8 protein-coding genes and 1 pseudogene are annotated in these 11,907 nt (G+C 57.5%); 3 read left to right on the forward strand and 6 right to left on the reverse strand.

Annotated elements, in window-relative coordinates; translation table 11 throughout:
• Window positions 1-267 precede the first annotated feature (267 nt).
• Genes ACQ4N9_RS19515 through ACQ4N9_RS19525 form a run of 3 tightly spaced genes read left to right on the forward strand, consistent with a single transcriptional unit; the run spans window position 268 to window position 4,687 of the window.
• The gene (locus tag ACQ4N9_RS19515) at window positions 268-2,010 is read left to right on the forward strand and encodes a type I secretion system permease/ATPase (protein ID WP_390967910.1); all 1,743 of its coding nucleotides are present in this window, start codon (window positions 268-270) and stop codon (window positions 2,008-2,010) included.
• Window positions 2,011-2,028: 18 nt separating this feature from the next.
• Window positions 2,029-3,357 carry an HlyD family type I secretion periplasmic adaptor subunit gene (locus tag ACQ4N9_RS19520; RefSeq protein WP_390967909.1) on the forward strand — a complete coding sequence of 443 codons (1,329 nt, stop codon included), beginning with the start codon at window positions 2,029-2,031 and terminating at the stop codon, window positions 3,355-3,357.
• Between the two features lies 1 nt (window position 3,358).
• Window positions 3,359-4,687 carry a TolC family outer membrane protein gene (locus ACQ4N9_RS19525; RefSeq protein WP_390967908.1) on the forward strand — a complete coding sequence of 443 codons (1,329 nt, stop codon included), beginning with the start codon at window positions 3,359-3,361 and terminating at the stop codon, window positions 4,685-4,687.
• A gap of 336 nt (window positions 4,688-5,023) precedes the next feature.
• Here ACQ4N9_RS19525 and ACQ4N9_RS19530 read toward each other — a convergent pair whose 3' ends face one another.
• The 6 genes and pseudogenes from ACQ4N9_RS19530 to ACQ4N9_RS19555 all read right to left on the reverse strand — a co-directional run.
• Complete coding sequence (locus ACQ4N9_RS19530) at window positions 5,024-5,248, reverse strand: hypothetical protein (RefSeq protein ID WP_390967907.1); 225 nt, start codon at window positions 5,246-5,248, stop codon at window positions 5,024-5,026.
• Between the two features lie 1,391 nt (window positions 5,249-6,639).
• Window positions 6,640-7,038, reverse strand: coding sequence for a hypothetical protein (locus tag ACQ4N9_RS19535; protein WP_390967906.1), 399 nt, complete (start codon window positions 7,036-7,038; stop codon window positions 6,640-6,642).
• Window positions 7,035-7,331: pseudogene (locus ACQ4N9_RS19540) on the reverse strand (RHS repeat-associated core domain-containing protein); the annotation flags it as partial. The gene ACQ4N9_RS19535 and the pseudogene ACQ4N9_RS19540, both read right to left, overlap by 4 nt.
• A 12-nt stretch (window positions 7,332-7,343) precedes the next feature.
• Complete coding sequence (locus tag ACQ4N9_RS19545) at window positions 7,344-7,448, reverse strand: RHS domain-containing protein (RefSeq protein WP_430933528.1); 105 nt, start codon at window positions 7,446-7,448, stop codon at window positions 7,344-7,346.
• A 1,110-nt stretch (window positions 7,449-8,558) separates the two neighbouring features.
• Window positions 8,559-9,077 (reverse strand): hypothetical protein, encoded by a 519-nt coding sequence (locus tag ACQ4N9_RS19550; protein WP_390967905.1) that lies wholly within the window; start codon window positions 9,075-9,077, stop codon window positions 8,559-8,561.
• A 358-nt stretch (window positions 9,078-9,435) separates the two neighbouring features.
• Window positions 9,436-11,907, reverse strand: a 2,472-nt coding sequence (locus ACQ4N9_RS19555) for an RHS repeat-associated core domain-containing protein (protein WP_430933525.1), incomplete at its 5' end; no start/stop codon positions are given.

Here is an 11,907-nt window from a genome sequence, read left to right on the forward strand (position 1 = left end):
AAAAAAATTGTCAATATTACGTCGATAAAAAAGATTGGATCCCGCTAATCATTCTCAACTGGCTGTTTTTAATGAAATTTGCGAGGAATCCATAGAGCAAAAACGTATTACAAAATATTTCTCACAACCTACGCTCCTGCTTGTGGGGCACTGCAGCGAGTTCGGATTACCCGCCAAAAGAGCGACCAGCCTGCGTGCCAATCAGCTTCCACACCTACTGCTACCTGGGCTGCCGCAAAGGCACCCGGTTTTCTGGAGGGAGGCCTCATGCCCAAGCACACATCCACCCGCTCCGAGCTCGCCGACGCACTGTTTCAATTGCGACGCAGTTTCTATGCCCTGGCAGGCTTCAGCGGGGTGATAAACGTCATGATGTTGACACCTGCCGTGTACATGCTGCAGGTCTACGACCGCGCACTGGTCAGCCGCAACGTCACCACCCTGGCCATGCTGACGGTGCTGGTGGTGGGCCTGTTCCTGCTGATGTCCACCCTGGAGATGCTGCGCACCCGGGTGCTGATCCGGGTGGGCAACTGCCTGGACATGGCCCTCAACCGGCGCACCTTCAGCGCCGCCTTCGAGCGCAACCTCAGCCGCGCCGGCGGCAGCCCCGGCCAGGCCCTGCAGGACCTGGCGCAGCTGCGTCAGTTCCTCACCGGCAATGGCCTGTTCGCCTTCTTCGACGCCCCCTGGACGCCGATCTACCTGCTGGTCGCCTACCTGATCCACCCGCTGCTGGGGCTGGTCACGCTGATCGGCTCGATGATCCTGGTAGGCCTGGCCTGGCTCACCGAAAAGGCCACCCACCAGCCGCTGGCCGAAGCCAACCAGGCGGCGCTGTCATCGGCCAACTACGCCAACAACAACCTGCGCAACGCCGAGGTGATCGAGGCCATGGGCATGCTGCCGGCCATCAGCCAGCGCTGGTTCAAGGGCCACCTGCGCATCCTGCAGATGCAGACCCTGGCCTCCGACCGCGCCGCGCTGATCAGCAGCACCGGGCGCTTCGTGCGCATCACCTTGCAGTCGCTGATCCTCGGCAGCGGCGCGCTGCTGGCGATCGAAGGCAAGATCACCCCGGGAATGATGATCGCCTGCTCGATCCTCACCGGCCGCGCCCTGGCCCCGGTGGAACAGGTGATCGCCTCGTGGAAGCAACTGCTCGCCTGCCGCCTGGCCTGGGGCCGGCTCAACGCGCTGTTGCACGACTACCCAAAGCGGCCACCGAGCATGTCGCTGCAGCGCCCGCAGGGCATGCTCGCGGTAGAGAATGTGTTTGCCGGCGCCCCCGGCACCGGCAACACCATCCTGCGTGGGGTGAGCTTCAGCCTTGTGCCGGGCGAAAGCCTCGGCATCATCGGCCCGTCCGCCTCGGGCAAGTCCACCCTCGCCCGCCTGCTGGTCGGCGTATGGCCAACCCAGGCTGGCAAGGTGCGCCTGGACGGCGCCGACCTGTTCACCTGGAACAAGGCCGAGCTGGGCCCCTGGCTCGGCTACCTGCCCCAGGACGTGGAGCTGTTCGAAGGCAGCATCGCCGACAACATCGCGCGGTTTGGCGAGGTGTACAGTGACGCGGTGATCCGCGCCGCCAAAATCAGCGGCGTGCACGAGATGATCCTGCGCCTGCCCCAGGGCTACGACACCCGCCTGGGCAACGACGGCAGCCCGCTGTCCGGTGGCCAGAAGCAACGCATCGCCCTGGCCCGCGCGCTGTATGGCGAGCCCAACCTGATCGTGCTGGACGAGCCCAACGCCAACCTCGACGACCTCGGCGAAAAGGCCCTGGTGGACGCCATGGCCGAGCTCAAGGCCCGGGGCGCGACGGTGATCCTGGTTTCGCACCGGCCCAATGTGCTGTGCGCCGTCGACAAGGTGCTGATGCTGCGCGACGGCACCGTGCAGATGCTCGGCAGCCGCGACGAAGTGTTCGCCGCGCTGCGCAAGGCCAGCGTGATGCCGGCAGGCGCGGCGGCACCGACCCCACTGGCCTCGGTCAAGGCACGGGAGTGACAGATCATGCAGATGAACATGCCCACTGAAACCACCCGTAACGCCCCCGACCACGGCATCGACCTGGACGTCACTCGCCCCGCCCGCTGCGGCCTGTGGCTGATGCTCGCCGGCTTTGGCGGTTTTCTGATGTGGTCGTGGCTGGCGCCGCTGGATGCCGGCGTGGTGGCCACTGGCACGGTCAAGGTCACCAGCAACCGCAAGGCGGTACAGCACCTGACCGGCGGCACCGTCGAAGCGATTCTGGTGCGCGAAGGCGACCTGGTGAAGAAAGGCCAGGAAGTGGTGCGCCTGGATGCCTTGCGCGCCGTGTCCGAACAAGGCGCGGTCAGCGCCCAGTACATCGTCAGCAAGACCGTGGAGAACCGCTTGGAGGCCGAGCGTGACGGCGAGGACACCGTGACTTACGACCCTGATCTGCTGGCCCGCTTCGCCGGCGACCACCGCCTGCTGGCCGCGATGGACTTGCAGGAGCACCTGCTCGATACCCGCCGCGCGGGCCTGGCCGGCGAGATCGACATCCTCGAAGAGAACCTCACGGCCTCGGCAGTGCAGCTCAAAGGCCTGCAGCAGGTGTATGGCGCGCGCGCCTCGCAGATCGGCTTCCTCGACCAGGAACTGCACGGCACCCGCACCCTCGCCGCCGAAGGCTACGTGCCGCGCAACCGTCTGCTGGAACTGGAACGCAGCCATGCCGACCTGTCCGCCGGCCAGGCCGAGAACCTCAACAACATCGCCCGGGTACGCAGCCAGACCAGCGAGATTCGCCTGCGCATCCTGCAGCGCCAGCATGACTACCGCAAAGAGGTGCAATCGCAGCTGACCGACATCGCCAAGGAAAGCACCACCCTGGCCGACCGCCTGCGCGCGCTGGATTATGAAGTGGCGCACACGGTGATCCGCTCGCCGATCAACGGCATGGTCCAGGCCCTGAGCATCGCCACGGTCGGCGGGATCATCCAGCCCGGCGCCAAGATCATGGAGGTGGTCCCGCTCGACGAACCGCTGCAGGTGGACGCGATGATCCCGGTGCAGGCTATCGACAAGATGGTCCCGGGGCTTGCGGTGGACCTGTCGTTCCCGGCGTTCAACCACGCCCAGACCCCGAACATCCCCGGACGGGTCAAGACCGTCTCGGCCGACCGGCTGCTGGACGAAGAGAGCAAGCAGCCGTTCTACCTGGCCCAGGTCGAGGTGACCCAGGACGGCATGGCCCTGCTGGGCAGCAACCATATCCGCCCCGGCATGCCGGCCAGCGTCACCATCAAGACCGGCGAACGCAACCTGCTGAGCTACCTGCTCAAGCCGATGATCGAGCGCGTCGACAGCGCCTTCAAGGAGCAATGATATGAACCGTCATTGCCTGTGCCTGTGCCTGCTGGGCCTGGCCTTGCCCGCCGGCGCCATGGACCTCAAGCAAGCCTGGGACCTGCTGCAATACCAGGGCCCGGTGTACCGCGCCGCCGTGCATGAACAAGAGGCAGGCATGGAAAACCGTGCCATCGGCCGAGCAGGCCTGCTGCCGCAGATCAACGCCTCGGCCTATACCAACAAGGTCAACGGCAACCAGCGCCAGAACGGCATCAACAACGACCTCGATTACGACTCCACCGGCGCCAACCTGCGCCTGCGCCAGCCGCTGTTCAACAAGCAGAAGATGGCCGAGTACCGCCAGGGCCAGCAACGTGCCGACTACAGCGTGGCGGTGTTCGATGCCAAGAGCCAGGACGCTGCGGTACGCCTGGCCGAGAGTTACTTCAACGTGCTGCTGGCCAGCGAGACCATCAGCCTGGCCCACGCCAAGCTGAGCGCCTTCGACGAGCAGCTGGCCTCGGCGAAACGGCGCATGGAACTGGGCGACGGCACCATCACCGACATCGACGAGTCGGCCGCGCGCCGCGACCTGGCCGAGGCCGAGCTGATCGAGGCGCAGGACAACCTGGTCAACGCCCGCCGCCAGCTCGCCGAGTACATCGGTGAAACCCCAGAATCGCTGACCACCCTGCAACTGGGCTTCGCCACCCCGCCGCTGCTGCCCGGCAACTTGCAGGATTGGCTGGTCAAGGCCCAGGCCGACAGCCCGCTGATCCATGCACGCCGCCACAGCCAGGAGATCGCCGAAGAGGAAGTGAAACGGGCCAAGGCCGGCCACTGGCCGACCCTGGACTTCGTCGCTGGCTATACCGCCGGCGAAAGCCAGTCGCTGTCGGAGCTGAACCAGCGCAACCACTACAGCTCGATCGGCCTGGAAATCAACATCCCGTTGTACAGCGGCGGCGGTGTCAGCGCCCTCAGCCGCCAGGCCAGCGCCAACAGCGCCAAGGCCCAGGACGAACTCGACGCCACCCGCCAGGAGGTCATCACCGGCACCACCCGGGAGTTTCGCGGCGTGCAGAGTGGCGCCCTGCGCATCCGCGCGCTGGAGAAGGCCGTGGTGTCCAACGAGCGCTCATTGCTGTCGACCCGCAAGGGCTTCAAGGAGGGGGGCATCAGCACCAACTCCGATGTGCTCAATGCCGAGGAGCTGTTGTTCGTGGCCAGGCATGACCTGTTCGAGGCCAAGTTGCGCTACTTGATGTCGCGCCTTCGCCTGGCCTCGTCGGTGGGTAGCCTGGGGGATGATGATATCGACCAGATCAACGATTACCTGGGGCCGGAGTTGTTGGTGAGCAAGTGAGGGGGATTGCTGGCTAACCAAGGATTGCGCATGGTTTGAGGTCGATATGATCGGAGTGGGAGTGACTGGCCGGAATTGCCTGTGCCGGCCCATCGTCGGCAAATCGCAGCGGCGGACGGCCTTCGTGGCTGTGCTCTTAGGCTCTGTACGAAAAGTTTTGTGGGAGCGGGCTTGCCCCGCGATGGAGTGCGAAGCGCTCCTGTACCCGATATCAAATAGTGTCAAAGATGCCGCGAATTCAGGCTTTGCTGCCGCGTCGCGGCAGATCGCGGGGCAAGTCGCATTGGCGCACCGCCGCTCCCACAACGTTGAATGACCACACTTTTCGTACAAGACCTAGTTATCCGCCCACTTGCCGCTCAGTTTAAATACGCACCCTTCAGACATCCCCCAGTAATGAAGAGCAAAAGCCATCAACAATAACAATGAATTGCCGTACATAACCAGCAACACTACAAATGAGAGCTTTTTATTCTTGAACGCAAAAACCAACCTGTAAACCTCAAGCAGTCCAAACACAGAATTGAAGTCGATGCCTTTTTTTCTGGCGTAACGCGACATATAAATTACCGTGCACACGCCGGTAATAAACGCACAATAAAATGCAAATTCCTTGTAATAATAAATAGCATCACACATCGAACTGCCTCAGAATGGCATATTAATGCTTGGGTTGAGTGGCGATTTAATCTCAGGCCCAATGCTCGGCCCAATACCTATGTAGACGTCTGGCCTCGTAGAGGCTTGCGTAATTTCCATGCTCAATATTCCTAATCCCAACGATATCCCGCCTGCGGCGGGCAATGCTTTGCCGGTAGCATGCAAAGTGCAAGCAAAAACTTTCTTGCAACGTCAATCCAATCACACATACACAATGAACTCCGTACCCTTCGCCTTCGCGCAGGCAGCAATTAGAGTGAAAGAATAAATCTGTCCTTTCTCCCTGCTCGCCCCTAAAAGGGAGCAGGCAAATTTAATCTGCTCCATTTTCGAGCCCCCTTAAAGCGTCACGCTCCGCCGCTACCTTTCAGGTTCTTATATTTATAATACAGCCTACCCCCTTGGCATAAGATATTAAAAAGCTCATTCCTACAGCCAGTGCTGCCCCACCCAGAATAGCTGACAAAATCACAACTGAAAGTCTCTTGCTCTCAAAATTAAACACCCTTCTATATAGCTCAAACAAGCCAGGAAACGCACTCATGTCAACCCCATTCTTCTTACAGTAAGAATTGGCATACAGCGCAGACAGGCCAATCCAGAAAAATGAAAGCCAAAATATCAAATACGCCAACTTGCTAAGATTTTCACACATAAACAAACCCATTACTCAATCGGAATAAAAACATTCGGACTCAATGGCAGCTCCAATTCTGGCCCCGCCCCTGCCCCCAACCCTAAGCAGACCTCTGGATACGTTGAAGTCTGCCCAATTTCCACAACAAAAATCCCCATATTTATCCCCTGCCCCAGATTTGATTTCAGTGGCTTCGCGTCAGGATCTAGCAACTTTAATCCGCAGCTTGCTGATATGATAGGTGCGCCTGTAGCGCACAAGAACTAGGGAAAATCCCTGATCCTGAAGCGTTTGAAGGCTGAAAAATCGGACTTGCGTCGTTGGGTCGTTGGTTATTCCGGGATTAGAGGAGGTTGTTCAGAATCCCCCTAAAAAACACAACCCCTGCTAACACCCCAGTAATACAACGCTATAGAAGCCAACCATAGAATCATATTTCCACCCATCACCAACAAAAACACTAGAGAGAAGCGCTTACTTTCAAACTGAAATATCCTCCTATAGATATCCATCATTCCAAAGAAAGAATTGAAATCCACACCTTTGCGCCTAGCATATTCAGCAGAAGAAAATACAAGCAACGCCCCACTAAACACGAACAAATAAAATGAAAACCCTCTAAAATAATGTATATATTCACACACTAGAAACTCACTCACTGGAAGTTTATGGATGGATTCAGCGGAGACTTTACCTCATACCCCACCCCTGGCCCCAAACCCATATAAATATCTGGCCATGAAGATGTCTGGGTCACCTCTACATTAAAGATACCAACACCAAAAGCAAATCCTAATGCAGCAGGTAACGGCTTCGCGTCTTCAGCAGAGAACTTCAAACCGCAACTTGCACTCGCACGGCTCGCAACAGTCGATGTCTGGAAACTACCCCACTTCGACACACCGCTTTTCTCATTCACAGCCACGCTTCCTGACATCCCAGCTCCAGCAGCAATAACAATTGACGCCTTACATTCACCCGTTGCTACCGGCCTAGGCGGCGGCGGCGCCATCGCACGAGCAACTGCCTCCGGCGACTCACCATTGTTCATCATGTGAGTGCCCAACGAAGCACGCTCCTGCGGCCCGGCATGTTGGTAAAGAGTGCATCCCACAGTCCCAATGGATCTGCGCGCATAACAGGCGCGTTATTCACATAGCTATAGACGTTCAACCCACCCTGCATCCCAATCGGGTCCCTGGACACATACCGCGCCATTTTCGGCTCGTAATACCGATAGCGGTTGTAGTGCAGCGCCGTTTCCGGGTCCTGGTATTGCCCCTGGAAGCGGATCGGGTTGCTCACCCCCTGCAATCTGGCTTGCTCCGTATGCTCCTCGCGTATTTCCCCCCACGCCGTTTACTGCGCACTCCAGACCACGTCCCCCTGCTCATCGGTGAGCTCTTGTGGCGTGCCTAGATGGTCGCAGTGGTACCAGGCAATGAAGTCGAAGTCCTGTGGTATTTATTCGGTTTATCACAGGACCACGCGGTCGAAATCATCAGCCCAAAGCACCTGCAATACACCGAAGTCCTACAGGTTTGACCATCTACCGCTCAGCTTGAAGACACAGCCCTCAGAGAGCCCCCAGTAATAAAGCCCAAATGAAAAAAGCAAAATCAACGTATTCACATACACTCCAACAAGAACTACCCAAAATAGCATTTTATGCTCACGCGCAAACGCACGCCGATACACCTCAAGCAAACCACCTACGGTATTGAAATCAATTTTCTCCCTTTTCGCATAAGTAGCCATATACACGATAGTCAGAAAAAGCATAAGCATGCAAAGCACAAACAACAACTCCCTTGAGATATCAATTCCATCACACATACAAAAACCTTAATAAGCCACATTCAAACTAGGATTTAGGGGTGCTTTTATTTCTGGACCAACACCCGACCAAAAACCGATATAGATTTCAGGATAAGTTGAAGTCTGGGTAGCCTCGATATTGATAAACCCTAGGCTCTGTATGAAAAGCCTTGATACTCGGTGATGCTGCGTTGAAAACAGCCTCGGAATGCTCATTTACAACCCGTAAACTCCGCTTCCTCGGCTGTTTTCGCCTTGCCTGACCTTCGTCTCAAGACTTTTCATACAGACCCTAGGGGATCCGCTCGCTTAACCGGTTTGTTACCCACATATCTACAGGCGTACATCCCACCCTGCATCCCGATCGGGTACCTAGATACATTCCGCCCCATCTTGAACTCGCAACAACGACAGCGGCTGTATATAACAAAATTGCAACAGGTTTTCTAATCGCCAGCTAGCTTTCCACTTAGTTTGAAATGCACCCTTCAGTGCCGCCCCAATGGTTAAGGCCCAACGCTACCAGCCACAGCAGCATGTTCCCATACATGACGAGCAAAACCAGTGCCGATAACTTTTTATATTTAAACGAAAACACCAAACGATACACTTCAAGCAATCCAAAAATTGAATTAAAATCAATTCCGCGACTCTTGGCAAATCGAGACATGTAAATCACTGCAATAAAAATTGTAACCATTGCAAAATAAAACACGAACTCCTTGTAGTAATAAATAGCATCACACATAAAGGACCTTAAAATTGAATATTGACACTTGGATTCATCGGCGCCTTGAATTCCGGCCCGATGCTAGGCCCGATACCCATATAAATATCTGGCCATGACGATGCTTGTGTAATTTCTAAATTCAAAAATCCCAATCCTAACGCTATCCCGCCCGCAACTGGCAGCGCCTTACCTGATGAGGAAAATTTCAGGCCGCAACTTAAACTTGCCCGTGCAGCCACTGCAGACGTTTGAAAGCTACCCCATTTAGACATACCTGACTCTTCGTTAATAGCCACATGTCCAGCCAAGCCGGCCCCTACTGCTAACGCCCCCGACGCCTTACACTCGCCCGTCGCAATCGGCTTGGGCGGCGGCGGCGCCATCGCACGAGCAACTGCCTCCGGCGACTCACCATTGTTCATCATGTGAGTGCCCAACGAAGCACGCTCCTGCACGCCCGGCATGTTGGTAAAGAGTGCATCCCACAGTCCCAATGGATCCGCGCGCATAACAGGCGTGTTACTCACATAACTGTAGACGTTCATCCCACCCTGTATCCCAATCGGGTACCTGGACACATACCGCGCCATTAAGTGATCAACTAAAACCAACCCGCATATCTACCACACACCCTTGCGACCTAGCATAAAAAACCAAAAATATCATAAAAATCCCAACAAGCGCCCCCCCATAAACAGTCAAAAGAACTATCCAAGAAAGCCTTTTGTTCTCAAACCTAAAGACCCGACGATACATCTCAAAAAGACCTGGAAACGTGTTCATATTTATTCCGTTTCTCTTGCAATAGGCGTTCGCGTAAAAAACCGTGAAAAATAACGTAAAAAATGCGCCCCAAAAAAACACCTGAATCACAGTATTCAGCCAAACACACATAACGCATCCTTACTTATTAAGTGGAATAGAGATATTGGGGTGCACAGGAATCTTCAACTCTGGCCCAGCACCTAGTCCAATACCAAAGTAAATCTCCGGCCATGTAGACGTCTGCCCGACCTCTACTGAAATGATTCCAAAACTCATACCTACTCCGGCACCGGCCTTAAGCGGCTTAGCGTCAGGATCTGCGATTTTCAAACCACAACTCGCAGCCGCGCGCAACGCAACCGTTGACACGGGAACACTGAGCTGCGAGCCAAATCCAGAAACTTCATTCTCGCTTAACCCCACGGAGAGTCCTGCTCCCACCGCGGCGGTACCAGCTGCACGGCACTCGCCTGTCGCTATGGGTTTGGGGGGTGGTGGCGCCATCGCTTTAGCAATCGCTTCGGGCGTCTCGCCATTTTTCATCATATGAGTGCCCAACGAAGCACGCTCTTGCACGCCCGGCATGTTGGCAAATGGTGCATCCCACAGCCCCAATGGGTCCGCGCGCATGACAGGCGCGTTACTCACGTAGCTATAGACGTTCATCCCACCCTGCATCCCGATCGGATCCCTGGACACATACCGCGCCATCTTCGGCTCGTAATACCGATAGCGGTTGTAGTGCAGCGCCGTTTCCGGGTCCTGGTATTGCCCCTGGAAGCGAATCGGGTTGCTCAGCCCCTGCAATCTGGCTTGCACCGTACGCTCCTCGCGTATTTTCCTCCACGCCGTGTACTGCGCACTCCAGACCACGTTCCCCTGCTCATCGGTGAGCTCTTGTGGCGTGCCCAGATGGTCACAGTGGTACCAGGCAATGGCATCGAAGGCCTGCGGTTTGACCTCGGTGTGCCACAGCGGGTCTTGGTCGAAATCGTATTCGCGCAAGCTCCAGTCTGGCTGCTTGTGCAGGCGGATCGGGCCTTTGCGCAGGGCCTGGGCGACCGGTACAAAACTGCCGGGTTCGTAAAGGTAATGTACGGTGCGGCCAGTGTCGCCCTCATCCCGTGGTGGAGAGCTTTCCCAGGCCAGGGTGTCGCCATCCCAGCCGAACAAGGTGAAGCCGCAGCCGAGTTCGCGCTGGCGCTTGGCGCGTTGCATGTCGTTCCAGCCAGTGCCCGCCTCCGCTTTGTTCCAATAGTGCGCGACCGAGTGTTTATGCAAGCGGCGGCCGAGCGCATCGTAGCTGTACTCGACCTTGAGCCTGTCGTCGTTGTAGCTGGCCAAACGGTTGAACATGTCCCAGGTGAAGTGCGCTTGGACACCGTCTGCCAACCGATGGGTCAGGTTGCCGCGTTCGTCGTACTTGAAATGGCTCCCAGCATACGATCGCAACTGGTTGTCCATCACCTTGTTGCGCCTGTCGTCCTGCTCAAGCGGGCGGTTGAGTTGCTGGGTTTCATCCAGCAGGTTACCCGCAGGGTCGAAGGCAAAGGTTTCGACACCGAGGCGGCTATTGGCCTGCAGCAGGCGCCCAAGGGGGTCGTATTGATACGCCAGCTGGCCACGGCGGCTGTCGTGGATATCGGTCAACTGCCCCACCGTGTCGTATTCATACTGGCGCTTGAGCAGGGCGGTCTTGCCGTCATGGCTGCCGAGCCATTGCTCTTCGGGGAGCCCTGTCTTGCCCCAGCGCTGCATCTGCATGAGCTTGTTGCCCTGGTGGCGCACCACTTCACGGTGCAGGTCATCGCGCTCGTAGGCGAGCATCTCGTGCTGGTCGAGGGTCATGCCCAGCAGGTGGCCGCTGCCGTAGGTCAGCCAGCTGACCTTGTGCCCGTCGGGGCGGATGGTGGCGGTGCGGCGGTTCAGCGCATCGTACTCATGGCGCCACACGGCCACCATGGGGTCGCCGGTCATCAGGTAGTGCTGATGTTCGCGGGTCAGGTTGCCGGCGTCATCGTAGAACCACTGCAGCTTGCTGACGGCATTGAGTGCCTGGATCAACTTGCCGTTGCCATCGTAGGCGAAGGTTTCGCTCTGTTGCTGATCGCCCTGGCTCGCGCAGCGCTCGACCAGGCGCCCCATGGCATCGAAGCGCAGGTCGATGCGGCGCTGGCCGACCTGGCTGCTCGCCAGCCGACCGCTACTCGGGTCGTACTGGTAGCGGGTGGTCAGGCCATCGAAGCCGGTCTCTTCCAGGCGGCGCCCGGCCAGGTCGTAAACGAAGCTGGCGCGGCTCTCGTTCTGGTTCTCCAGGCTGACCAACCGGCCGAGCTTGTCCCAGCGGTAGCGCAGCCTGTGCTCCAGCGCATCGACACGCTCGGCGAGCATCCCGGCGCGGGTATAGCTCCAGGTTGTGCAACGGTCCAGCGCATCGACATGGGCCAGCAACCGGCCTTCGGCATCGCGCTCGAAACGCTCCTCGGTCATGTCCGCATGGGTGACCTTGCTCAACTGCCCCGCCTTGTAGGCGTACTGGATGCTCTCGCCCAGCGCATTACTGGCCTGCACCAGGCGCCCCAGTTCGTCGTACTCCCATTTACTGGTCTT

Origin of the sequence: Pseudomonas sp. ES1 (genome assembly GCF_050586605.1) — a bacterium.
GTDB classification, from domain to species: domain Bacteria; phylum Pseudomonadota; class Gammaproteobacteria; order Pseudomonadales; family Pseudomonadaceae; genus Aquipseudomonas; species Aquipseudomonas sichuanensis.

Coding starts and splice junctions, on each gene's coding strand:
- ACQ4N9_RS19515 (WP_390967910.1), top strand. CDS start 268: ATGCCCAAGCACACATCCACCCGCTCCGAGCTCGCCGACGCACTGTTT.
- ACQ4N9_RS19520 (WP_390967909.1), top strand. CDS start 2,029: ATGCCCACTGAAACCACCCGTAACGCCCCCGACCACGGCATCGACCTG.
- ACQ4N9_RS19525 (WP_390967908.1), top strand. CDS start 3,359: ATGAACCGTCATTGCCTGTGCCTGTGCCTGCTGGGCCTGGCCTTGCCC.
- ACQ4N9_RS19530 (WP_390967907.1), bottom strand. CDS start 5,248: ATGTCGCGTTACGCCAGAAAAAAAGGCATCGACTTCAATTCTGTGTTT.
- ACQ4N9_RS19535 (WP_390967906.1), bottom strand. CDS start 7,038: ATGATGAACAATGGTGAGTCGCCGGAGGCAGTTGCTCGTGCGATGGCG.
- ACQ4N9_RS19550 (WP_390967905.1), bottom strand. CDS start 9,077: ATGAACGTCTACAGTTATGTGAGTAACACGCCTGTTATGCGCGCGGAT.